General features: G+C 69.5%; 23 protein-coding genes. 11 read left to right on the top strand and 12 right to left on the bottom strand.

The annotated features are described in order from the left end of the window. Positions 1 to 3 precede the first annotated feature (3 nt). The 7 genes from CSW64_RS15665 to CSW64_RS15635 form a co-directional block, all read right to left on the bottom strand. Entirely contained in the window at positions 4 to 1,062 is a 1,059-nt protein-coding gene (locus CSW64_RS15665) for a serine hydrolase domain-containing protein (RefSeq protein WP_099622974.1), read from the bottom strand. Between the two features lie 87 nt (positions 1,063 to 1,149). Next, positions 1,150 to 1,815: a TetR/AcrR family transcriptional regulator gene (locus CSW64_RS15660; RefSeq protein WP_245863728.1), complete on the bottom strand. Its 666-nt coding sequence runs from the start codon at positions 1,813 to 1,815 to the stop codon at positions 1,150 to 1,152. A 93-nt stretch (positions 1,816 to 1,908) separates the two neighbouring features. Beyond that, positions 1,909 to 3,192 (bottom strand): sulfatase family protein, encoded by a 1,284-nt coding sequence (locus CSW64_RS15655; protein ID WP_099622973.1) that lies wholly within the window; start codon positions 3,190 to 3,192, stop codon positions 1,909 to 1,911. A 12-nt stretch (positions 3,193 to 3,204) separates the two neighbouring features. Continuing rightward, positions 3,205 to 4,047, bottom strand: coding sequence for a class I SAM-dependent methyltransferase (locus CSW64_RS15650; protein ID WP_099622972.1), 843 nt, complete (start codon positions 4,045 to 4,047; stop codon positions 3,205 to 3,207). Beyond that, the gene (locus CSW64_RS15645) at positions 4,037 to 5,218 is read right to left on the bottom strand and encodes a vWA domain-containing protein (RefSeq protein WP_099622971.1); all 1,182 of its coding nucleotides are present in this window, start codon (positions 5,216 to 5,218) and stop codon (positions 4,037 to 4,039) included. The genes CSW64_RS15650 and CSW64_RS15645 overlap by 11 nt, the downstream gene beginning before the upstream one ends. A 160-nt stretch (positions 5,219 to 5,378) precedes the next feature. Then, on the bottom strand, positions 5,379 to 6,086 hold the full coding sequence (locus CSW64_RS15640) for a hypothetical protein (RefSeq protein WP_099622970.1): 708 nt from the start codon (positions 6,084 to 6,086) through the stop codon (positions 5,379 to 5,381). A gap of 59 nt (positions 6,087 to 6,145) precedes the next feature. Continuing rightward, complete coding sequence (locus tag CSW64_RS15635) at positions 6,146 to 6,658, bottom strand: GNAT family N-acetyltransferase (RefSeq protein ID WP_099622969.1); 513 nt, start codon at positions 6,656 to 6,658, stop codon at positions 6,146 to 6,148. A gap of 27 nt (positions 6,659 to 6,685) precedes the next feature. On the opposite strand from CSW64_RS15635, the gene CSW64_RS15630 reads away from it, so the two are divergent. From CSW64_RS15630 to dxs, 6 genes are all read left to right on the top strand, one after another. Continuing rightward, positions 6,686 to 7,606, top strand: coding sequence for a histone deacetylase family protein (locus CSW64_RS15630; protein WP_099622968.1), 921 nt, complete (start codon positions 6,686 to 6,688; stop codon positions 7,604 to 7,606). Positions 7,607 to 7,658: 52 nt separating this feature from the next. Next, positions 7,659 to 8,279, top strand: coding sequence for a histidine phosphatase family protein (locus CSW64_RS15625; protein ID WP_099622967.1), 621 nt, complete (start codon positions 7,659 to 7,661; stop codon positions 8,277 to 8,279). Positions 8,280 to 8,354: 75 nt separating this feature from the next. After that, positions 8,355 to 8,612 (top strand): exodeoxyribonuclease VII small subunit, encoded by a 258-nt coding sequence (locus tag CSW64_RS15620; protein WP_099622966.1) that lies wholly within the window; start codon positions 8,355 to 8,357, stop codon positions 8,610 to 8,612. Then, positions 8,609 to 8,962, top strand: a complete 354-nt coding sequence (locus CSW64_RS15615; protein WP_099622965.1) for a tRNA-binding protein — start codon at positions 8,609 to 8,611, stop codon at positions 8,960 to 8,962. Before CSW64_RS15620 ends, CSW64_RS15615 begins: the two co-directional genes overlap by 4 nt. Further along, complete coding sequence (locus CSW64_RS15610; protein ID WP_425430347.1) at positions 8,962 to 9,843, top strand: polyprenyl synthetase family protein; 882 nt, start codon at positions 8,962 to 8,964, stop codon at positions 9,841 to 9,843. Before CSW64_RS15615 ends, CSW64_RS15610 begins: the two co-directional genes overlap by 1 nt. A gap of 42 nt (positions 9,844 to 9,885) precedes the next feature. Continuing rightward, positions 9,886 to 11,805: a 1-deoxy-D-xylulose-5-phosphate synthase gene (dxs, locus tag CSW64_RS15605; protein ID WP_099622964.1), complete on the top strand. Its 1,920-nt coding sequence runs from the start codon at positions 9,886 to 9,888 to the stop codon at positions 11,803 to 11,805. Here dxs and CSW64_RS15600 read toward each other — a convergent pair. From CSW64_RS15600 to flgF, 5 genes are all read right to left on the bottom strand, one after another. After that, positions 11,802 to 12,278: a hypothetical protein gene (locus CSW64_RS15600; protein WP_099622963.1), complete on the bottom strand. Its 477-nt coding sequence runs from the start codon at positions 12,276 to 12,278 to the stop codon at positions 11,802 to 11,804. The two genes, dxs and CSW64_RS15600, sit on opposite strands and share 4 nt — an antisense overlap. 85 nt (positions 12,279 to 12,363) lie before the next feature. Further along, positions 12,364 to 13,092, bottom strand: coding sequence for a flagellar basal body L-ring protein FlgH (gene flgH / locus CSW64_RS15595; RefSeq protein WP_099622962.1), 729 nt, complete (start codon positions 13,090 to 13,092; stop codon positions 12,364 to 12,366). Between the two features lie 17 nt (positions 13,093 to 13,109). Continuing rightward, the gene (flgA, locus tag CSW64_RS15590; RefSeq protein ID WP_099622961.1) at positions 13,110 to 13,874 is read right to left on the bottom strand and encodes a flagellar basal body P-ring formation chaperone FlgA; all 765 of its coding nucleotides are present in this window, start codon (positions 13,872 to 13,874) and stop codon (positions 13,110 to 13,112) included. Between the two features lies 1 nt (position 13,875). After that, positions 13,876 to 14,664, bottom strand: a complete 789-nt coding sequence (gene flgG, locus CSW64_RS15585; protein ID WP_099622960.1) for a flagellar basal-body rod protein FlgG — start codon at positions 14,662 to 14,664, stop codon at positions 13,876 to 13,878. 13 nt (positions 14,665 to 14,677) lie between these two features. Further along, positions 14,678 to 15,412, bottom strand: a complete 735-nt coding sequence (flgF, locus tag CSW64_RS15580; RefSeq protein WP_099622959.1) for a flagellar basal-body rod protein FlgF — start codon at positions 15,410 to 15,412, stop codon at positions 14,678 to 14,680. 261 nt (positions 15,413 to 15,673) lie between these two features. Between flgF and CSW64_RS15575 the strand changes: the two genes are divergently transcribed. The 5 genes from CSW64_RS15575 to CSW64_RS15555 all read left to right on the top strand — a co-directional run bounded on the left by CSW64_RS15575 (position 15,674) and on the right by CSW64_RS15555 (position 21,611). Then, on the top strand, positions 15,674 to 16,264 hold the full coding sequence (locus CSW64_RS15575; RefSeq protein WP_099622958.1) for a flagellar basal body-associated FliL family protein: 591 nt from the start codon (positions 15,674 to 15,676) through the stop codon (positions 16,262 to 16,264). Positions 16,265 to 16,290: 26 nt separating this feature from the next. After that, positions 16,291 to 17,388, top strand: a complete 1,098-nt coding sequence (gene fliM / locus CSW64_RS15570; protein ID WP_342745822.1) for a flagellar motor switch protein FliM — start codon at positions 16,291 to 16,293, stop codon at positions 17,386 to 17,388. Beyond that, entirely contained in the window at positions 17,385 to 17,849 is a 465-nt protein-coding gene (locus tag CSW64_RS15565) for a DUF6468 domain-containing protein (protein ID WP_099622957.1), read from the top strand. The genes fliM and CSW64_RS15565 overlap by 4 nt, the downstream gene beginning before the upstream one ends. Continuing rightward, positions 17,846 to 18,673 carry a MotE family protein gene (locus tag CSW64_RS15560; RefSeq protein WP_099622956.1) on the top strand — a complete coding sequence of 276 codons (828 nt, stop codon included), beginning with the start codon at positions 17,846 to 17,848 and terminating at the stop codon, positions 18,671 to 18,673. Before CSW64_RS15565 ends, CSW64_RS15560 begins: the two co-directional genes overlap by 4 nt. Before the next feature lie 73 nt (positions 18,674 to 18,746). Then, on the top strand, positions 18,747 to 21,611 hold the full coding sequence (locus CSW64_RS15555) for a tetratricopeptide repeat protein (protein WP_342745821.1): 2,865 nt from the start codon (positions 18,747 to 18,749) through the stop codon (positions 21,609 to 21,611). Position 21,612: the final 1 nt, after the last annotated feature.

Here is a 21,612-nt window from a genome sequence, read left to right as displayed (position 1 = left end):
CGGCTAGACCGCCTCGGCGCCCAGCAGGGCGTAGACCAGCTTGCTCAAGGTCGGCTGGGGCAGGTCGCTGTTGTTCAGGATCACCACCGTCGCGCCGGTGTCGAGCCGATAGCCGAGGTGCGACCGGTAGCCGATCGTGCGGCCGGTCTCCCAGGCTACGGCGTGCTTCACGCCGCCGATATCCGCCTGCGCGACCCGGCCGCCCAGCGCGTAGTCCGACTGCGGGGCCTCGATCGTGGTCAGGGCCTTGCGGCTGGCAGGCTTCAGGAAACCGCCGTCGAACACCTTGGCGCTCGCCGTCATCAGGTCGGCGGCGGTGCTGTAGTAGCCGCCGGAGGCCAGGGTCAGCAGCGTCCGCACCTCGTCCGGTTTCCGGGTCGGCGGGTCGATCTTGGCGTAGCTGACTGCCGCTGGGGCCGGCTCCGGGCTGGTGTCCTTCAGGCCCAGCGGGTCGAGCGTCAGGGTCTTCACCACCTCCGGGAACGGTCGGTCGGCGGCCGCCTCGACGATCGCCTGAACGATGATCCAGTTGACCAGATGGTAGTCGAAGCCGGCGCCGGGCTCGAAGGTCAGGTCGCCGGCGCCCCAGAACCTGGCGGCTTCGGCGGCGGACGATTTGAGATCGACCTGTCCGGCCTTCAGGGCCGGGGTGAAGCCGTTCGGTATGCCGCTGTTGTTGGCCAGCAGGTTGCGCAGCTTCACCTTGGCGCCGGTGTCCGCGCGGAAGTCCTTCAGATGCTTGGTGATCGGGTCGTCGAGCGTCAGCCTGCCCTGTTCGATGAGGCGCAGGACGGTGATCGCGGTCAGCCATTTCGAGATCGAGGCGATGCCGAACCGGGTCTCGACCGTCATCGGCGTCCTGGCCTCGACGTCGGCGAACCCCCAGGCCCGGCTCCAGGTCGGCCGGCCGCGACGGCCAAGCACCACCACGCCGTTGAAGGCGTTTTCAGTGACCCAGGCGTCGATGATCGGCCCGGCCTTGGTCAAGTCAGGTTTGGCGTAGGCGGCGCTCGCGCCCAGCCAAATGGCGGCGCCCGCCGTCAGGACGTCACGTCTGTGCATTGCGGAATGAATCCCCGGAACGTCCCTCGCCGCCACTCTCGCGAGGCGGGGGCGGGCTGTCCCGTGAACTCCGCGTAACCTCGGGCGCTAGGCGGCCTCGAACCCGCCCGCGGCGAAGGTGATCATCCGGCGGAGCAGGGCGTCGACATCGCCCTCGCGGGTCAGGCCGTCCGACAGGACGTGCAGCCGGTCCAGTTCCATGAAGCGGTTCTGGTGGATCATCCCGAGCACGAAGTGCAGCCGCCAGTAGACTTCCTCCGGCGCCAGGTCCGGCCGAGAGGCGATCAGGGCGTCGGCGAAGCGCTTCAGGTGCGAGACATCCGTGGCCAGGACGTCGCGGATCTCGGCCGTGCCTTCGCTGCGCGCCCGGATCAGGAACTGGAGCGAAATCCGGCGGTCGTTCTCGGGGTTCAGCCAGCGCAGGGGCGGGGTGAACAGAGCGGCCAGGATCTCGCGCACAGGCGGCTTGCCGCCGTTCCGGTCGTTGGCCTCGTGCAGCATCTTCGCCCGCTCGCGGTTCAACTCGGTCGTGCGGCGGCGGAAGATCTCGAACAGCAGCGCGTCCTTAGACCCGAAGTGGTAGTTCACGCTGGCCAGGTTGACGCCGGCTTCGGCGGTGATGTCGCGCACCGAAACGTTCTGGAAGCCGTGCAGCGCGAACAGCCGCTCGGCGGCGTTGAACACCAGCTGCTTGGTGGCGGCCTCGGCCTCGGAGTTCTGCGACTCGACGCCGGGATCGTCGTTGATACTCAAGATGCGGCCCTTCCCGTTCCGTACGGGGAGCTTTACGGGCGTTCGTTCTTTACGCAAGCGTCAATAAACGCCTGTTTGATTGGTGATCCTTGATTAGTCAGGATGCCAGTCGGCGATCGCGGGCCGCTCCCAGGGCGGGAACAGGTCGACCATCGGTTCGTATTTCTCGCGCGCGGCCTTATGCCGGACCTTCAGCTCGGCGACGACCTCGGGGTGCAGCGAGGCGACGCTGTAGTTCTCGCCCGGGTCCCGCTTCACGTCGAACAGCAGCGGATAGTTGAAGCGGCCCAGGTTCACATGCCAGGCGCGGGTGTGGACCCGGGTGACGAACTTCCAGTCCTGCGTGCGGATCGCCGCCACCTTGGTGTTGTCGAACAGCAGAATCTGCGCGTGCGGCGAGGGCGCGCCGCGGAGCAGGGTTTCGCTGATGTCCGCGCCGTCCAGTTCGGTGCCGTCGGCCAGGATTCCGCCGGCCAGCCTGGCCAGGGTGGGCAGCAGGTCGAGGTTGCTGGCGATCGCGTCGGTGGTCACGCCGGCCGGTACGGCGCCGGGCTGGCGCACGATGAAAGGCACGCGATAGCCGCCGTCGAAGCCGGACTGGCCCTTGCGGTCGCGGAACAGGCCGGAGGAGCCCTCGAACCAGGGGCCATTGTCCGAAGTGAAGATCACCAGCGTGTCCTCGTCCAGGCCCAGGGCCTTCAGCCGATCGAGCAGGCGGCCGACGTTGCGGTCGATCTCCTCGACCACGTCGCCGTAGGCTCCGGCCGGCGAATCCCAGGCCGCGTCGTCGTTGCGCACCAGCGGCACGTGCGGCGCGGTCAGGGCCAGCAGGACGAAGAACGGCCGGTCCTGGTTGGCTTCGGCGAAGGCCGCCGTCTCGCGGAAGAAGGCCTCGGTCAGCTTGGGGAAGTCGACCGGGCCTTCGGTCAGCGGCGCGTCGCCCTCCTTCTCGTAGTAGGCCAACGGCTGCATGTCATGGCTGTAGGGCAGGCCCTTGAAGACGTCGAAGCCGTGCTGGGTTGGCGGCCAGTACTCGCCCTTGTGGCCCAGATGCCATTTGCCGATCAGGGCGGTGGCGTAGCCGGCCGGCTTGAGCGCCTTGGGGATCGTCCATTCGGTCGTCGGCAGGCCGCGGCTCTCGGGCGACTGGATCACCTCGTGCGCCAGGTTCATGCGCACGGCGTAGCGGCCGGTCAGCAGGCCCGCGCGGGAGGGCGTGCAGAGGTTGGCCGAGGCGTAGAAGTCGCTGAAGCGGGTCCCCTCGGCCGCCATCCGGTCGAGGTGGGGCGTCCGGATGATGGTCCCGCCGTCGCAGCCCAGGTCGCCGTAACCGAGATCGTCCGCCAGGATGACGATGATGTTCGGCTTGCGGCTCATGTCGGGGCCTTCCTAGGCGTGGGCGGTGACGATCCAGACCGCGCCGGGCATGCGCACCCCGTCGGAGCCGACATGTTTGGCGAGCAGGTCGCGGACGGCGTCGACGACCTTGTCCCGCTGGTCGGGATTCTCGCGCAGCAGGGCGCCGAGCGGACCGACCCGAAGGGCCAGTTCGACCGACTCTTCCAGAGGGTTGCCGCCGATCATCGTGTCGTGCGGCTTGATCTCGACCCCCTTGAAGCCGGCGTCGCCCAGAATGCCGCGCACGCGGTCGGGATCGCTGAAGGCGAAGGGACCGGGCGCGAACGGGTCGGTCGGCGGGGGCGGGGGCGGGACATGGGCGACCGCCGTCTGCAGCGGCAGGGTCATCCAGTCGTTGAACTTGAGCGGTCGCCAGCAGACGAACGCCAGCCGCCCGCCTGGGCGCAGGGCCTTGTGGATGTTGGTGAAGGCCGCCGTCGGGTCGGCGAAGAACATCACTCCGAAGCGCGAGAACACCTTGTCCGCCCCATGAGGCGGGAAGGCGTGCGTCTGGGCGTCGGCTTCCAGGAAGGCGATGTTGGAATGCAGCTCCGCCCGGCGGCGGGCGATCTCGAGCATCGGGACGGAGATGTCGACGCCCTCGACCCGGCCGCCGTCGCCGACGCGCTGGGCCAGGGCCAGGGTGGTCTGGCCGCTGCCGCAGCCGATGTCGATCACCCGGTCTCCGGGCTGGGGCGCCAGGGCGTCCATGGCCAGCTCGCCCAGCGGCTCGAGCTGGCGGTCGAGCTTGTCCTGAAACGCGGCCCAGGTCTGGCCGGCCTGGGCGTTCCAGTACTCGACCTGGGCGGCGTTGGCCGCCGTGTCAGTGGCCACGGACCAGCTCCCGCATGGCCTTGTCCAGGCCTTCGAGGGTCAGCGGGTACATCCGATCGCCCATGATCTGCTTCATGACCTGGATCGACTGGGTGTAGTCCCAGTGGCGCTCGGCGGTCGGGTTCAGCCAGATCATGCTCGGGTAGATCTGCGAGACGCGGTCCATCCAGATCGCGCCCGGCTCCTCGTTCCAGTGCTCGACCGAGCCGCCGGGATAGGTGATCTCGTAGGGGCTCATGGTCGCGTCGCCCACGAAGATGACCTTGTAGTCGCTCGGGAACTTGTGGAGCACGTCCCAGGTGTTCAGCTTTTCGGTGTGACGGCGCTTGTTGTCCTTCCACACGCTCTCGTAGAGGCAGTTGTGGAAGTAATAGAACTCGAGGTTCTTGAACTCGGTCCGCGCCGCGCTGAACAGCTCCTCGCAGAGCTTGATATGGCTGTCCATCGAGCCGCCGATGTCGAAGAAGATCAGGACCTTGATCTTGTTCCGGCGCTCGGGGCGCATGGTGATGTCGAGATAGCCCTTGCGCGAGGTGTTCTTGATCGTGCCGTCGAGGTCCAGCTCGTCCGGCGAGCCTTCGCGGGCGAACTTGCGCAGGCGGCGCAGGGCGATCTTGATGTTGCGCGTGCCCAGTTCGACGCTGTCGTCGAGGTTCTTGTACTCGCGCTTGTCCCAGACCTTCACGGCCCGGCCGTGGCGACCCTTGTCCTGGCCGATGCGCACGCCTTCGGGATTGTAGCCGTTGGCGCCGAACGGGCTGGTGCCGCCGGTGCCGATCATCTTGTTGCCGCCCTCGTGGCGCTTCTTCTGCTCGGCCAGACGCTCCTGCAGCGTCTTCATCAGCTCCTCGAAGCCGCCCATGGCCTCGATCGCCTTCTTCTCTTCCTCGGTCAGGAACTTCTCGGTCAGCGCCTTGAGCCACTCGGCCGGGATCTCGGCGGTGACGTCCTCGCCCAGGCTCTCCAGACCCTTGAAGACATGGCCGAACACGCGGTCGAACTTGTCGAGGTTCTTCTCGTCCTTCACCAGGGCCGAACGCGACAGGAAGTAGAAGTCCTCCACCGACTGGTCGATGACGCCCTCGTCGAGCGCCTCCATCAGCATGAGGTACTCCTTCAGCGTCACGGGCACCTTGGCCTCGCGGAGCTCGGTGAAGAAGCGCATGAACATGGTCGGTCTCGGTCGAACAGCTGTTTGACGAAGGATGGGGGCGGCGGGCCCGGCTGTCCAGCCTTAGCTAGGGTTCACCCCAGGAAACCGCCGCCGCAGCGTGAAGGGCGGCCGGGGTTGGATGCGCGACGCCCGGCGGATCGCTCCGCCGGGCGTTTCGTCATTTCGGCGCCGGCCAGGCGTCCGGGTTCTTGGTATCGTAGGCGCTGGCGTAGGCGCCCAGCCAGAACAGGTCGAAGAGCATCTCGACGATCGGCGCGTCCATCGCCGGGGCGGTGGCGCGCATCTTGATCACCCAGCCGTCGACCTCGCCGACCGACACCCGGGTGACGTAGGCTCCTCCGTCCTCGTTGATCCTGAACCAGGCCGTGCGAGTCAGCTTCTGCATCGCCATGGCCTTCTCGGACTTGGAGAGCAGGTCCTGGCTCCTGCCGCTCGGCTTCCAGGGCTTGGCCCCGCGCCAATTCATCTTGATCGCCCCAGCGGCGCTGTCGAGCGCCATGTCGGGCGTCACGCCCGGCGCGCGGGTGGCGTAGAAGGTGACGCTCGCCCGGCCGGCGGGGGTCTGGCAGGCGACATCCTCGCCGCGCGGCAGAATCTGAGTGATCAGGATGACCTGATTGTCGGCTCTCCGCGCGGTCTCGAACAGGCAGCGCATGCCGCTGGCGGTATGACGCAGGGTGATCGAGGCGGCGTTGTCGGTTTCGTTGGTGAACAGGTCGGCGGCGTCGGCGTCGGTCAGGAGCTTGTCGCCGGCGGCCTTGGAGGCCGCGATGGCCTCGGGCGGCCGCTCGCCCTGTGCGGTCGCGGTCAGCGGCGCCAGCAGGACGGCGGCGGTCGCCGCCGCCCGTACGATGAAACGCTTCATGGTGTCCCCCCTAGGATCAGACCGGGAGGATCAACCCAAAGGCGTGGCCCGGTCCAGCCTCACCTGCGTCGCAGGATGAACTCGTGGTCGCGGGTCTCGCCGACGACGAAGTCGTACTCGCCGACCTTCTCGAACCCCATCCGGCCGTACAGCCGCTGGGCGCCGTAGTTCTCGGACCAGACGCCGATCCAGAGCGGGCGGGGACCATCCTTCTCCAGCCAGCCGAGGGTCTCGGCCAGCAGACGCGATCCTGTCCCGCCGCCCTGATGGGCCTTCAGGACATAGAGCCGCTTCAGCTCGCCGCAGGCCGAAGTCACCTCGGCGTGGGGCAGGTCGCACGGCCCGGCGGTGGCGTAGCCGACCACGACGCCGTCCGCCTCGACCAGCCAGGACGCCTTGGCTGGGTCGGCCAGGTCGCGACGGGTTCGCTCCGGGCCGTAGGCTTCCGGCAGGAACGCCGCCAGATCCTGAGGCGGATACATGTGCCCGAAAGTCTCGGTGAAGGTCTCCGCCCCGATGCGGCTCAGAGCGTCGGCGTCGTCGAGGGTGGCGCGGCGGATGGTGGGAGGCATAGTGTCGTTACGCGATAGGATCGGAAGATGACCCTCGGCCTCTACACCCATCCGGCCATGTTCGACCACCGCCCGGGCGCTTCGCATCCGGAGCGGCCCGAGCGGCTGGGCGCGGTCATGGACGCGCTGAACGACGCGGCTGGCCTCGATCTGGAGCTGCGCGAGGCGCCGTTGGTCGAGCACGGCGATCTGCTGCGGGTGCATCCCGAGACCTACCTGCAGCGGGTCTACGACGTCGGGCGGGCGGCGGGGGTGTCGAAGCTCGATCCCGACACAGTCGTGGGGCCGGGCAGCCTGCAGGCGGCGCTGCGCGCGGCCGGGGCGACCGTCCAGGCCGTGCGCGACGTCTCGGCGGGGCGGAGCGATCGCGCCTTCTGCGCCGTACGGCCGCCGGGCCATCACGCCGAACCGGAGGTCGCCATGGGCTTCTGCATGTTCGGCAACGTCGCGGTGGCCGCGCGGGCGGCCCAGGCGGCCGGGCTGGCCCGAGTGGCGGTGGTCGACTTCGACGTCCACCACGGCAACGGCACCCAGGCGGCGTTCGAGAACGACCCGACCCTGTTTCTGGCCTCGATCCATCAGCGACCGCTCTATCCCGGCACCGGCGATCCGTCCGAGACCGGCGTCGGCAACATCGCCAACGGGGTGATCGGGCCCAATTCGCCGCGCGAGAAGTGGCGGCGGGTGTTTGACGGCCTCATGGATCGCGTCGACGCCTTCGCGCCCGACCTGATCATCGTGTCCGCCGGATTCGACGCCCACGCCCGCGATCCCCTGGCCAGCCAGTCGCTGGAGGCCGAGGACTTCGCCTGGGCGACGCGGGCCATCGTTTCCGTCGCGAACACGCGTGCGCGAGGCCGGGTTGTGTCCTCCCTCGAGGGTGGGTACGACTTGGAGGCGCTGGGGCGTTCGGCCCTGGCGCATGTGCAGGCGCTGCTGGAGGATTGACGGGGGGAGGGCAGGTTCGAGCGTTCGGACCCGGCGCGAAGCCCGGAAGGTCATGGTCGACGTAATCGCCGACACTGTCTTCGTCGAAGCCGACGCGGCTCGTCCCGGGGCGGTCGTCCTCGCCCGCCATGGCGAGCCGGACATCTCCCGCAAGGTGCGCCTGTCGGCCGACGAGTACCGGCTGTGGTGGGGACGCTATGAGACCCGCGGGCTGCGCGCGGGCCAGACCGCGCCGGCCTGCCTGCAGGACGCCGCCCGCAGGTCCGGCGCGGTGATCGCCTCGATCCGCCCGCGGTCGATGGAAACGGCCGCTGCCGCCTGCGCGGGCCGGGATTTTGCCCGCGACCCGCTGTTCGTCGAGGCGCCGCTGCCGCCGCCGCACTGGCCGGCCTGGGTGAAGCTCTCGCCCAAGCTCTGGGGCTTTATCGCCCGGTGCTGGTGGTGGTTCTTCGACCATCACGAGGGGCAGGAGACCCGGGCCCAGGCCGAGCAGCGCGCCGCCCAGGCCGCCGCCCTGCTGATCGAGATGTCGCGCGACGGCCAGGATGTGCTGGTCGTGGCCCACGGCTTTTTCAACGGCATGGTCGGCGAGGCCCTGAAGCGCCAGGGCTGGCGATGCACCGAGGACCAGGGCTTCAGGTACTGGCGGCTGCGGCGTTTCGAACGCCCTTAACCAGAGAACAGAATCCGCCGATTGCTCCGCGCAGGCCCGATGACTAGGGTGTGGGCCGCTTTCCTGGAACCCGAAATGACCGACGCTCCCGCCGCCATCGATCCGGCCATCGCCGCCATGAGCTTCGAGGAAGCCCTCGCGGAGCTGGAGAAGATCGTCCAGCGGCTGGAATCCGGTTCGGCGCCGCTGGAGGAGTCGATCTCCATCTACGAGCGCGGCGCGGCGCTGAAGGCGCACTGCGAAGCGCGGCTGGAGCAGGCGCGCCTGCGGGTGGAGAAGGTGGTGCTGAGTCAGGGAGCGGCCGTCGGCGCGGAGCCGGCCGACTTCTCGTGAGCCAAGCCGCCCATCCACAGATCACGTTCGACGATTTCGAGCGCGTCGACATCCGGGTCGGCACGGTCCTGAAGGCCGAGCCGTTCCCGGAGGCGCGCAAGCCGGCCTATAAGCTGACCGTCGATTTCGGTCCGGAGATCGGGGTCAGGAAGTCCTCGGCCCAGATCACCAAACACTACACGCTGGACGAACTCCACGGCCGCAAGGTCGCCGCCGTGGTCAATTTCCCGCCGCGCCAGATCGGGCCGATCATGTCCGAGGTCCTGTGCCTGGGCTTTCCGGACGCGGACGGCGGGGTGGTTCTGGTCGGGGTCGATCGCGACGTCCCCAACGGGGGAAAGCTGTTCTGATGAGTCTCGCCAGTCAGATCGCCGAAGCGGCCGACATCGTCACCGTGGCGCTGGACGAACTGCTGCCGCGCGGCGAAGGACCCGAGCAGCGGCTGACCGAAGCCATGCGCTATGCCGCGCTGGGGCCCGGCAAACGGCTGCGGCCCTTCTTCGCGCTCGAGACCGGTCGGATGTTCGACATCGAGGAGCGGCCGGTGCTCCGCGCTGCCTGCGCGCTGGAATGCATCCACGCCTACAGCCTGGTTCATGACGATCTGCCGGCGATGGACGACGACGACATGCGTCGCGGCCGGCCCACGGTGCATCGCCAGTACGACGAGGCCACGGCCATCCTGGTCGGCGACGCGCTGCAGACGGCGGCCTTCGAGATCATGGCCCATCCCGACACCCATCCCGACGCCGGGATCCGGGTCGAGCTGATCCGCAAGCTGGCCGTCGCCTCCGGCGCCCAGGGCATGGCCGGCGGCCAGATGATCGACCTGTTGGGCGTGCGCGACGACCTCGGCGCGGTGGCCCGGATGCAGCGGCTGAAGACCGGGGCGCTGATCGCCTACGCCTTTGAGATTCCGCTGGCCATGGCCCACGCCCAGGACTCCGAGCGCTCGGCCCTGATGGCCTTCGCCCAGGACCTCGGCCTAGCCTATCAGATCGTGGACGATCTGCTCGACGTCGACGGGGATCCGACCGCGCTCGGCAAGGCCGCCGGCGGCAAGGACGCGGTCAAGGGAAAGACCAACTACGTGACCCTGCTGGGCGTCGATGCGGCGCGGGAACGGGTCGCCCACCTGGCCGAACAGACGCGATCTCACCTGGATCTGTTCGGAAAGCGCGCCGAAACCTTGCGCGCCTCTGTCGATTTCGTACTGGACCGGCGCTCGTAACCGCGCTGTTGTCACCCTGAATTCGGTTTCCACGGAATATTCATGCCCACCCCTACGCCGCTGCTCGACAAAGTTTCGTCGCCCGCCGACACGCGTGACCTCTCGATCCCCGAGCTGAAGCAGCTGGCCGAAGAGGTAAGGGCCGAGACGATCGATGCGGTTTCCGTCACCGGCGGTCACCTCGGCGCGGGCCTGGGCGTCGTCGAGCTCACGGTGGCCCTGCACCATGTCTTCGAGACGCCCAAGGACATCCTGATCTGGGACGTCGGCCACCAGGCCTATCCGCACAAGATCCTGACCGGTCGCCGCGACCGGATGAAAACCCTGCGCCAGGGCAACGGCCTGTCGGGCTTCACCAAGCGGGCGGAGAGCGAGTACGATCCGTTCGGCGCGGCCCACGCCGCCACCTCGATCTCGGCCGCGCTCGGTTTCTGCGCCGCCCGCGACGCCAAGGGCGAGAACAACAAGGTCATCGCCGTGATCGGCGACGGCTCGATGAGCGCCGGCATGGCCTATGAGGCCATGAACAACGCCGCCGACACGACCAAACAGCTGCTGGTCATCCTGAACGACAACGACATGTCGATCGCCCCGCCGGTGGGCGGGATGAGCGCCTATCTGGCCCGGGTGGTCTCGGGCGGCGGCTACCAGTCGCTGCGCAACCTCGGCAAGAAGGTCGCCCACGCCCTGCCGCGCCCGCTGCAGGAAGCCGCCCGCAAGGCCGAGGAATACACCCGCGGCATGGTCACCGGCGGGACCTTCTTCGAGGAGCTGGGCTTCCAGTACGTCGGGCCGGTCGACGGTCATGACCTGGGCGCCCTGGTGCCGCTGCTGAAGAACGCCAAGGAGATCGACCGGCCGGTCCTGCTCCATGTCGTGACCCAGAAGGGCAAGGGCTACGCCCCGGCCGAGAACGCCGCCGACAAGTACCACGGCGTGGTCAAGTTCAACGTCGTCACCGGCGAGCAGGCCAAGTCCGCCGGCGGCCCGCCCCAGTACACCAAGGTCTTCGCCCAGCAGCTGGTGAAGGAGGCCGAGAAGGACGACCGCATCGTCGCCATCACCGCCGCCATGCCTTCGGGCACCGGTCTGGACATCTTCGAGAAGGCCTTCCCGGACCGGATGTTCGACGTGGGTATCGCCGAGCAGCATGCGGTGACCTTCGCCGCCGGCCTGGCCGCCGACGGCATGAAGCCGTTCTGCACCATCTATTCGACCTTCCTGCAGCGCGGCTACGACCAGGTCGTCCACGACGTGGCCATCCAGCGCCTGCCGGTGCGCTTCCCGATGGACCGCGCCGGTCTGGTCGGCGCCGACGGCCCGACGCACGCCGGCAGCTTCGACGTCGGCTTCATGGGGGCGCTGCCCGGCATGGTGCTGATGGCCGCCGCCGACGAGGTCGAGCTGGCCCGCATGGTCGCCACCGCCGCCCAGATCGACGACCGCCCGAGCGCCTTCCGCTATCCGCGCGGCGAAGGCCTGGGCCTGGAGTTCCCGGCCAGCATCGATCCGCTGGAGATCGGCAAGGGCCGCATCGTCCGCGAGGGGACCAGCGTCGCCATCCTGTCGTTCGGCACCCGCCTGGGCGAGAGCCTGAAGGCCGCCGACCTGCTGGCCGCGCGCGGCTTCTCGGCGACCGTCGCCGACGCCCGCTTCGCCAAGCCGCTCGATGTCGACCTGATCCTGCGCCTGGCCCGCGAACATGAGGCGCTGATCACGGTCGAAGAGGGCGCCATGGGCGGCTTCGGCGCCTTCGTGCTGCAGGAGCTGGCCGCCCACGGTGCGCTGGACCGCGGCCTGAAGGTGCGCACCCTGGTGCTGCCCGACGTCTTCCAGGACCAGGACAAGCCGGACATCATGTACGCCCAGGCGGGCCTCGACGCCGACGGCATCGTCGCCGGCGCCCTGTCGGCCCTGGGCATGGACAACATCGGCGCCGCCGGAGCGGGCCGGCGGGCCTAGGCGACCGCGCTTTCGGCCCGGCAGGCTTCGAAGAAGCGCTCGACCTGCGCCCGTTCGGCCGGGGCGGCGTCGAGCGGCGCACTGCGGCCGCGGCTGATCAGCGTGAGGCGGCCGGTCTGTTCGAACTGAGCGAGCGGCCCCGCGGCCAGCGGCGCGTCCGCCTCGACCATGAAGCCGTCGCCCGGATGGTCGCTGGCCGTGGCCGGGAAGGCCTGGCGGCTGCCGTTCGAGGCCAGGGTCAGCCGCTCATGAGGCGAGCCGCCAAGGAGCGACAGGTTCACCGTCCGGCCGCCCGGCTGGCAGGTCATCATCATCACGATGTTGTCGGACTGCGGCGCGCCATAGGCCAGCTTGGGGCCTTCGCCGGTGTCGTCCTGATAGGTCCAGCCCAGGCCGGCGACGTCGGTCTGGTGCATGCAGCCGCCCAGCGACAGGCCGGCCAGCGCGGCGAGGATGGCAAGCGTACGAGACATGGCGTGTGGTTCCCTTCAGCAGGACCAACGCGCCATGTCTTGTTAAGGTTCAGAACATTCTGGGAACCGTTGGTTAACAACGGCGTCAGAAGGGCGTGAACGTCTCCACCAGGCCCTGGCCGACCGGGGTCTTCTGGGCGCGGCTGATGTCGCCGCGGCCGCCGTAGGCGATGCGGGCCTCGGCGATCTGGGTGTGCTTGATGGTGTTGGCGGCGGAGATGTCCTCCGGCCGCACCAGGCCCGACACGGTCAGGCGGCGCAGCTCGCCGTTGGTGAGCACCTCCTGGGTGCCCTGGATGACCATGTTGCCGTTGGGCATGACGCCGGTGACCACGGCCGCGACGGTCAGGCTGATCTTCTCCGAACGGCTGATCGAGCCCGAGCCCGCCTTGGTGCTGTTGGAGCCGGTCTCGACCATCGCCGAGGGATCGAACCCGCCCGGCAGAATTTTCCCGAGCGAGCTTTCCAGGCCGAAGAAGTGCGGCACGCCCATCTTGGAGTTGGCCGCCCGCGAGGTGGCGGTGCTGTTCTGGGTGCGGGCGGAGTCGTCGATGTCGATCTGCACCGTCAGGATGTCGCCGACCCGGGCGGCGCGCTGGTCGCCGAAGAAGGTGCGGGCTCCGACCCGCCACAGCGAGTTGGCGCTGGCGGCCTGGGGCTGCGGCTCGCGGACCGAGGCGAAGTTCTGGTCGTTCGGGGTGAGGGCGGACGGGTAGCCGACCGGCGACAGGTTCGGGCCGCGCACCGTCTCGGCGACGGTCGAGCAGGCGGCGAGCGGGACGAAGGCGAGGGCGGCGATCAGGGGGAGGCGCATGGGCGGATCCTCTGGAACTAACGGGCGGCGTACAGGGCGGCGGCTTTCAGCCGCTGGGCCTCGGGGCCGGTGACGGCCTGGCCCGGCGAGACGGCGACGGCCTCGACGATCTTCTTCGAGGCCAGGTTCTGGACGGAGAAGGTCTGGCCGACGGCGGCGTCGGTCACGGCCTTGCCCTGCAGGGTCAAGGTGATGGAGCCGTCAGACCAGGTGACGTTGACCAACTCGCCGCGCTTGACGGCCTGCTGGGCGGCGATGTCGCGCATCGAGACCGGCGCGCCCTCGCGCAGAGGGCGGCGGACGCTCATGCCGATGACGGCGTCGGGGTCGCGCGGGGCGTCGCCCGCCGCGCCGACGGCCTTGCCCCAGACCAGGTCCTGCGGCTGGATGACTTCGCCGGGGTTCAGGTTGCGGGCCCAGGTGAGGATCTCGACATTGCCGCGCGCGGCCGACGCCGCGCCGGCGCGGTCGGCGGTCGTCGACACGGGCGCGGGGCCGGCGCCGGCGCGGACGATGATCCGGCGGATGCCCTGGCTGTTGTCCCAGTCCAGGCCCGAGCGGCGCGCCAGCTGCTGCACGGCCAGGGCGTCCAGGACCACGGTCGGGCCGGTGCGGTTGGCGACCAGGATATCCGACGCCGCGCCGGCGCCTTCGAAGATGTCGCCCAGGGTGACGCGGCCGTCGCTGTCGGACACCTCGGGCCACAGGCTGACCGGCCCGGCCAGGGCGGGCGAAGCGGCCAGGATCGCGCAGGCGGCCGGGATCAGGGCGAGCCGGCGCATCTTATGACTTCACCGCATTGGCCGCCTGGAGCATCTCGTCCGCGGCGGTGATGACCTTGGAGTTCATCTCGTAGGCGCGCTGGGCGACGATCAGGGCGGTCACTTCGCTCACCGCGTCCACGTTCGAGGATTCGGTGTAGCCCTGCAGCATCTTGCCCAGGCCGTTCAGCATCGGGGTGCTGATCTGCGGCGGGCCCGAGGCGGCGCTCTCCAGGAACAGGTTGTCGCCCTGGGCTTCCAGGCCGGACTCGTTAAGGAAGGCGGCCAGTTCGATCTGACCGACGACCTCGGGCTCGGCGACGCCGTCGCGCAGCGCCTGGACGATGCCGGTCTTGGAAATGGCCACGTCGGTGGCGTCGGTCGGGATGGTGATCGGCGGCTGCAGCAGATAGCCGTCGTCGGTGACCAGCTGGCCTTCCTGGTTGCGCGACAGGTTGCCGGCGCGAGTGTAGGCGGTCTCGCCGGTCGGCAGCAGGATCTGGAAGTAGCCGCGACCCTCGATGGCCAGGTCGAAGGTGTTGCCGGTGTTGATCAGGGAGCCCTGCTGGGTGATGCGGTAGACGCTGCCGGTCTTCACGCCGCCGCCGACCTGGACGCCGGTGGGGACGATGGTGCCCTGGTCCGAAGACTGCGCGCCGGCCCGCTCGATGCTCTGGTAGAGCAGATCCTGAAACTCGGCTCGCTGACGCTTGAAGCCGATGGTGTTCATGTTGGCGATGTTGTTCGAGATGACCTCGACGTTCATCTGCTGGGCGGACATGCCCGTGGCGGCGGTGCGCAGAGCCTGCATCTGAGGCTACTCCCTAAGCGACCCGACCCAGCCGCTCGACCGAGCGGCGGGACAGTTCGGATGATCCTTCGATGGTGCGGGCCATGCTCTCGTAGGCCCGGCTGATCTCGATCAGGCGGGTGACCTGCGTGATCGAGTCGACGTTGCTGCCTTCCAGCATGCCCTGCTTGATGCGCGAGACGGTGCTGACCTGCGGCGGAACGTTGGAGGTGTTGCGCAGGAGGTTGCTGCCCTCCTTGGACAGGCCGGCCAGATCGTCGAACGTCATGACGTCGATCTTGCCGATGCGCTGGCCCTTCTGGCTCAAGGTCCCGTCCTGGGCGATGGTGACCGGCCCGTCCTCGGGATTGATGATGATCTCGGCGCCCTCGCCGAGGACCGGGTCGCCCTTTTGGGTGGTCAGCCGGCCGTCCGGCGACAGGGTGAAGCGGCCGTCGCGGGTGTAGCGATCGCCGGCGGCGGTGCGGACCTGGAAATAGCCCTGGCCGTCGATGGCCAGGTCGAAGGCCCCGCCGGTCTGCGAGATCACGCCCTGGCCGAAGTCGCGCAGCACGCCGTCGTCGATCACGAACTTCAGGCTCTTGGGGCCGTCGACCATCTTGGCCTTGTCCGACGCGTCGGTCCGGACCATGGCGCTTTCCATCTTGAAGCCGTTGGTGTTGGCGTTCGCGATGTTGTTGGCGACGATGTCGAGTTCGCGGCGCAGGGTCATCTGGCGCGACAGGGCGACGTACATCGTGTTGTCCATGGCGGTCTCCCTGCTGCAAGCCGACGCCGATTGCGTTCGGCGTGGTTAATGCAAGGCCCGGGCCAGGTCTAAAAGTCCTGATAAATCAGTGATGAAGAAGGTTAATCGGCGTTAAGGGGCGGTTCTTGCCGGGCGTTCGGCGAGAGCGCCGGGAGGGGTGGGCAAAACTCGCCGCGCATCGGCCTGTTAACCATGTTCGGAACCGATCCTTAACCAACCTACACCATTGAGGGGAGGCAAGGATTCTGGGGAGCCGCGCGCGTGGCCAACGACAAGGTCAAGGAAGCCGAGCCCGACGACGCGGTCGAGGGCGAAGGCGAGGAGGGCGGCGGCAAGAAAAAGCCGCCGCTCAAGCTGCTGATCATCGCGGGCGTGGCGGCGGTTCTGGTGCTGGGCGGCGGCGGGGCCGGCGCCTTCTTCCTGTTCAAGCCAAAGCCCGAGGCGGCCGGCGAGCACAAGAAACCCGAGAAAAAGAAGGAAAAGAAGAAGGAGGAGAAGGGCGGCAAGCCCGAGGCCGGCGCGGCCGTGGTCAAGGAAGGCCCGGACGGCGTGATCTTCTACACCCTGCCGGACATCGTGGTGAACATGCAGACCGCCGACGGGCGGCCGACCTTCCTGAAGCTGAAGCTGACCCTGGAACTGGCGGACGAGAGCGCGGTCGAGGTGCTCGACCCGAACCTGCCCAGGTTGCAGGACATGTTCCAGACCTTCCTTCGCGAACTGCGTCCCGAAGACCTGACCGGCAGCCAGGGCAGCTACCAGCTGCGCATGGAGATCCTGCGTCGGGTCAACCTGGTGATCGCCCCGACCAAGGTGAACAAGGTCCTGATCGAGGAGATGCTGATCAACTAGGCCTTGGCCCGGTTGGCGCGTAACGCATGGCAGACGAGACCGAACAGCAGCAAGGCGCGGCCTGGAATCAGGGGGGTGACGATCCCCTGGCCAACGCCGACTGGAGCGAGCCCGGCGCCGACGGCGGGCTGGTCGGGTCCGAGCGCATCCTGAACCAGGACGAGATCGATAGCCTGCTGGGCTTTGATCTCAACGACGACGACGGTTCCGAGCGGACCGGCATCCGGGCGATCATCAACTCGGCGCTGGTGTCGTACGAGCGTCTGCCGATGCTCGAGATCGTCTTCGACCGGCTGGTCCGGCTGATGACGACCTCGCTGCGGAACTTCACCAGCGACAACGTCGAGGTCAGTCTCGACAATATCTCTTCGATCCGTTTCGGCGACTATCTGAACTCGATCCCGCTGCCGGCGATCCTGTCGGTGTTCCGGGCCGAGGAGCTGGACAACTACGGCCTGCTGACGGTCGACTCCAACCTGATCTATTCGATCGTGGACGTGCTGCTGGGCGGTCGTCGCGGCACGGCGGCCATGCGCATCGAAGGTCGGCCCTACACCACCATCGAGCGGGTGCTGGTGCAGCGGATGGTCGAGGTGGTGCTGGCCGACGCGAAGGCGGCCTTCGAGCCTCTGACCCCGGTCAGCTTCACCCTGGACCGTCTGGAGACCAACCCGCGCTTCGCCGCCATCGCCCGTCCCGCCAATGCGGCGATCCTGGTGAAGCTGCGCATCGACATGGAAGACCGTGGCGGCCGCATCGAGCTGCTGCTGCCCTACGCCACGCTCGAGCCGATCCGGAAGATGCTGCTGCAGCAGTTCATGGGCGAGAAGTTCGGCCGCGACAACATCTGGGAAGGCCACCTGGCGACCGAGCTGTGGACCACCCAGACCGAGGTCCGGGCCGTGCTCGACGAGCAGCAGGTGGGCCTCTCCAAGGTGCTGAACCTGAAGGTCGGCGACACCATCATGCTCAACGCCACGCCGGAGAGCCTGGTGGAGCTGCGCGCCGGCCCGATCCCGCTCACGCGCGGGCGCATGGGGCGTCGGAATCATCATATCGCTGTGCGCTGTGAAGCGCCGCTTTCGCCGGCCGCGAAACAGGCCGTGCAGAAGAGGCTCACATGAGCGCCGCCGTGGCGATCCTGAACGTGGTGCTCGTCGCGCTGCTGCTGGCGGCGCTGGCCTTCGGCTGGCGTCTGGAGCGCAAGCTCAAGGCGCTGAAGGACAGCCAGGAGGGGTTCGCCAAGGCCGTCGCCGACCTGGACGCCGCCGCCGCCCGCGCCGAGCAGGGGCTGGCCGACCTGCGCGCCTTCACCGACGAGGCGTCCGACACCCTGGCGGCCCGGATCGAGTCCGCCAAGGCCCTGGCCGACCAGCTGGAAGCCGCCGCGACCCAGGGGGCGGCGATGCCCGAGCGTCGCGCCGCCCCGCCGCCGCCGATGGCCCTTCGGGAACGTCCCGTTGACGCTTTCGTGCGAAGAGATCCTGTGACCACCCCGCGTTCGCGCGCCCGGGTGGACGACGACCTGTTCGAACCCGATGCGGACGGCAATCCGTTCCGCACCGCGACCGGAGCCCGGCGATGAAGAATCTGCCCCGCATCCTGCCCCTGGCCGGCGTGGCCGTGGTCGGCGTGCTGGCCGTCAACGCCATGGCCGGCGCCAAGTCCATGCCCGAGCTGTTCAGCGGGGCCCGCGCCTTCGCCGAGGACCTGGCCGGCGGCAAGAAGGACGACAAGCCCGCCGAGGCCGACAAGGCGGCCGACGCCGCCGCGCCGGGCGCGGCCAAGCCGGCGGCCGTCTGCGCCCCGACCGCCGCCGAGCTGGCAAAACAGGCCAACCTGTCGCCTGCCGAACTGCGCATGCTGCAGAGCCTGGGCGTGCGCCGTGGCGAGCTGGACGCGCGCGAGCAGGACATCGACCTGCAGCTGCAGCTGCTGGCCGCCGCCGAGGCCAAGCTGGACGCCCGGGTGAAGGCTCTGACCGGCCTGAAGGGCGACATCGAGGGCCTGCTCGGCCAGGCCGACCAGAAGTCCGAGGCGGAGATGAACCGCCTGGTCACGGTGTTCTCGGCGATGAAGGCCAAGGACGCCGCCGCCCGCTTCACCCTGCTCGAGGACTCGGTCCGCCTGCCGATCGCGGCCAAGATGAAGGAGCGGACCCTGGCCGGAATCCTGGCCCAGATGCCGCCGGCCGAGGCCAAGAAGCTGACCGAGAACCTCGCCAAGCGCTTCGCCGCCAATGCGGCCCTGACCGACGCGCGCGCCGCCGTGGCCGACCCGGCCGGAACCGCGACCGCCGCCGCGCCGACCGCCGCCAAGCCGCAGGCCCAGGCCGCGCGCACGCCGGCTCCGGCCAAGCCCACGGCGGCTCCGCCGGCCGCGACTGCCCCGGCGGCCAAGGCCGGCTAGGGTGTCGCTCCGCGCCCTTCTGAGATCGGGCGTCGCGGCGGCCTGTATCGTTTCGGTCGCCGTTCCAGCGGGCGTGGCCGGACCTGCCTTCGCCGCGCCGGCGCGCCTGGAAGTGCGCTCGGCCCAGGCCAAGGACTTCACCCGCATCGAGTTCCGCTGGGCCGGCGGGGCCCGCGTCAGTCAGCGCCGCAACGGCCAGACCTTGACGCTGCGCTTCAGCCGCGACGCCAAGCCGGACCTGTCGACCCTGCGCATCCTGCCGCCGAAATGGCTGAAGGGGGCGGAGGCGCGTCACGTCGGCGGGGCGCTGGAAATCGATCTGCTGCTGGCCGACGACGCCGACGCCAAGGTCGGGGCCGCCGACGGGGCCATTTTCGTCAACCTGTTCGCCAAGGCCGAGACGCCCGCCGCGCCGGCGACGCAGACGGCCGAGGCCGCGCCTGCCGCCGCTGCGGCCGACACGACGCCGCGCGGTCCCCGTCCGAACCCGATCCCCGCTGGCGGCGTGGTGCGGATGGCGACCGATATCGCCGGGTCTCAGGCCCGCCTGCGCTTCGACTGGGCCAATCCGGTCGGCGCGGCCGTATTCCGGCGCGGCGAGGCCGTCTGGATCGTCTTCGACGCCCCGGCGCCCCTCGACGTCTCCAAGGCGCCGCGCGGCCTGTCCCAGTTCAGCCGCGTCCAGGCCGTGAAGGGGCGAGACTACACGGCTGTCCGTCTGGTCGCGCCGCGGACCATGCCGATCTCGGTCTCCGGCGAAGGCGGCAGCTGGACGGTGGCGCTCGGCGCCGGCCCGCGCGCCGAGACGGGACGGGTGAAGGTCGACCGCGACGGCGAGTCCGCCCGCGCCGCCCTGACCGCTGTGCTGCCCGGCGCTTCGGCCCCGGTCTGGATCAACGATCCGGCCGTCGGCGACCGCATCGCCGTCGTCACCGCCCTGGCGCCCGGCAAGGGCCTGACCAGCCGCCGGGACTATGTCGAGATGGCCCTGCTGGCCACGGCCCACGGCCTGGCCATCGAGCCCTACGCCACCGACTTGGGGGTGATCACCGAGGGCGATCTGGTCCGCATCGGCCGCCCCGCGGGCCTGGCCCTGTCACCCGCCGCGGCCGGCGCCATGCCGGTCGAGACCGCCGAGGGCGACGGCGCCCCAAAGGCCGCCGGCATGCCCGCCCTGGTCGATGAGACCTGGGGCAAGGTCGGCCCCGGCGGCTTCATGGACCGCTACGGCGCCCTGACCGACGCCGCCGCCCAGGAAGCCGGGCAGGGGCGCGACGCGCCGGTCGAGGCCCGCATGGCCCTGGCGCGGTTCCTGGTCGGCTCGGAGCTGAGCTACGAGGCCATCGGCGTGCTGAACGCCGCGGCGCGCCAGAACCAGACCATCGCCGGCACGCCGGAGTTCCGCGGCCTGCGCGGCGTCGCCCGCGCCATGGCCGGCCGGGACAAGGAGGCGGAGACCGACTTCGCCATCCCGATCCTCAACGACGATCCGTCGAGCGCAGTGTGGCGCGGCTACATCGCCGCCCGGGCCGGGCAGTGGGCCGACGCCCGCGCCAAGTTCGCCCAGGGCGCCATCGCCATGGACCAGTTCCCGGCCGTCTGGCGGGCCCGCTTCCTGCGCGCCGACGCCGAGGCCGCCCTGGCGCTGGGCGACGTCGACGGCGCTCAGAGCCGGATCACCGAGGCCCTGTCGGACAAGGCCATCCCCAACGCCGAACAGCTGGCCGTCCGGCTGGTTCAGGCGCGGATGTTCGAGGCCCAGGGCAAGAAGACCGGCGCACTGGCCGTCTACAAGGCCATCGCCCAGGCCCCGCTGGACCAGCTGGCCGCCCCGGCGTTGCTGCACGCCACCCAGCTCGAGCTGCAGATGGGCAAGATCACGCCGGTGAAGGCGGCGGAGACCTTCGACGGCCTGCGCTACCGCTGGCGGGGCGGCGCCACCGAGCTGGAGACCATCCGCGCGCTGGGGCAGCTGTACCTGGGGCAGGGGCGGTATCGCGAGGCGCTCGAGGCGCTGCGCTCGGCCGGCACAAGGTTGCCGGACCTGCCGCAGGCGGTTCAGCTGCAGGACGACCTGGCGACCGCCTTCCGGGCGCTGTTCCTCGACGGGATGGCCGATGGGCTGGAGCCGATCCAGGCGCTGGCCCTGTTCTACGACTTCAAGGAACTGACCCCGGTCGGCGCCGACGGCGACCTGATGGTCCGGCGGCTGGTGCGGCGGCTGGTCGACGTCGACCTGCTGGGTCAGGCGGCGGATCTGCTGCAGTACCAAGTCGACAACCGCCTGGACGGCGTGCCCAAGGCCCAGGTGGCCACCGACCTGGCGCTGATCCAGCTGATGAACCGCAAGCCCGAGGCGGCGCTGCAGGCGATCAACAACAGCCGCACCACCGTGCTGCCCAACGCCCTCAACATCGAGCGTCGGGTGATCACCGCCCGGGCGTTGATGCAGCTGGGCCGCCTGGACGCCGCCCAGGAGATCATCGAGAGCGACAAGTCGCCGGAAGCCCGCGACATCCGCGCCGAGATCGCCTGGAAGTCCAAGAACTGGGGTCAGGCCGGCGCGCTGTTCGAGACCAGCATGGGCGAGCGCTGGAAGTCCCCGCTGCCGCTGCGGCCGGACGAGGAGTCCAAGCTGCTGCGCGCGGGCGTGGCCTACAGCCTGGCGGGCGACGATGCGGCGCTGGGCCGGCTGCGCCAGCGCTACGGCGGCTATGTCGATCAGGCGCGCAATCCGGACGCCCTGCGGGTCGCCTTCGCGGCCTCGGACGGCGGCCAGCTGACGGCCAACGACTTCAGCCGGACGGTGGCCGACAACGAAGGCTTCGCCGGCTGGGTCGCCAAGATGAAGCAGCGGTTCCGCGACAAGCCCGCGCCGGTTGGGCCGAGTCCCGTGAAGGCCGCCGACGCGAGCGCATCGACGGCCGCCAAGGGCTAGG

The sequence above is a fragment of the Caulobacter mirabilis genome (assembly GCF_002749615.1).
GTDB classification, from domain to species: Bacteria; Pseudomonadota; Alphaproteobacteria; order Caulobacterales; family Caulobacteraceae; genus Caulobacter; species Caulobacter mirabilis.
The sequence above is the reverse complement of the archived record's forward strand: the minus strand, read 5'-3'. Positions and strand labels throughout refer to the sequence as shown.

Excerpts from the sequence above, each read along its gene's own strand:
- CSW64_RS15665 (WP_099622974.1), bottom strand. The coding sequence starts at position 1,062 with ATGCACAGACGTGACGTCCTGACGGCGGGCGCCGCCATTTGGCTGGGC.
- CSW64_RS15655 (WP_099622973.1), bottom strand. The coding sequence starts at position 3,192 with ATGAGCCGCAAGCCGAACATCATCGTCATCCTGGCGGACGATCTCGGT.
- CSW64_RS15645 (WP_099622971.1), bottom strand. The coding sequence starts at position 5,218 with ATGTTCATGCGCTTCTTCACCGAGCTCCGCGAGGCCAAGGTGCCCGTG.
- CSW64_RS15640 (WP_099622970.1), bottom strand. The coding sequence starts at position 6,086 with ATGAAGCGTTTCATCGTACGGGCGGCGGCGACCGCCGCCGTCCTGCTG.
- CSW64_RS15635 (WP_099622969.1), bottom strand. The coding sequence starts at position 6,658 with ATGCCTCCCACCATCCGCCGCGCCACCCTCGACGACGCCGACGCTCTG.
- CSW64_RS15630 (WP_099622968.1), top strand. The coding sequence starts at position 6,686 with ATGACCCTCGGCCTCTACACCCATCCGGCCATGTTCGACCACCGCCCG.
- CSW64_RS15625 (WP_099622967.1), top strand. The coding sequence starts at position 7,659 with ATGGTCGACGTAATCGCCGACACTGTCTTCGTCGAAGCCGACGCGGCT.
- CSW64_RS15620 (WP_099622966.1), top strand. The coding sequence starts at position 8,355 with ATGACCGACGCTCCCGCCGCCATCGATCCGGCCATCGCCGCCATGAGC.
- CSW64_RS15610 (WP_425430347.1), top strand. The coding sequence starts at position 8,962 with ATGAGTCTCGCCAGTCAGATCGCCGAAGCGGCCGACATCGTCACCGTG.
- dxs (WP_099622964.1), top strand. The coding sequence starts at position 9,886 with ATGCCCACCCCTACGCCGCTGCTCGACAAAGTTTCGTCGCCCGCCGAC.
- CSW64_RS15600 (WP_099622963.1), bottom strand. The coding sequence starts at position 12,278 with ATGTCTCGTACGCTTGCCATCCTCGCCGCGCTGGCCGGCCTGTCGCTG.
- flgH (WP_099622962.1), bottom strand. The coding sequence starts at position 13,092 with ATGCGCCTCCCCCTGATCGCCGCCCTCGCCTTCGTCCCGCTCGCCGCC.
- flgA (WP_099622961.1), bottom strand. The coding sequence starts at position 13,874 with ATGCGCCGGCTCGCCCTGATCCCGGCCGCCTGCGCGATCCTGGCCGCT.
- flgG (WP_099622960.1), bottom strand. The coding sequence starts at position 14,664 with ATGCAGGCTCTGCGCACCGCCGCCACGGGCATGTCCGCCCAGCAGATG.
- flgF (WP_099622959.1), bottom strand. The coding sequence starts at position 15,412 with ATGGACAACACGATGTACGTCGCCCTGTCGCGCCAGATGACCCTGCGC.
- fliM (WP_342745822.1), top strand. The coding sequence starts at position 16,291 with ATGGCAGACGAGACCGAACAGCAGCAAGGCGCGGCCTGGAATCAGGGG.
- CSW64_RS15565 (WP_099622957.1), top strand. The coding sequence starts at position 17,385 with ATGAGCGCCGCCGTGGCGATCCTGAACGTGGTGCTCGTCGCGCTGCTG.
- CSW64_RS15560 (WP_099622956.1), top strand. The coding sequence starts at position 17,846 with ATGAAGAATCTGCCCCGCATCCTGCCCCTGGCCGGCGTGGCCGTGGTC.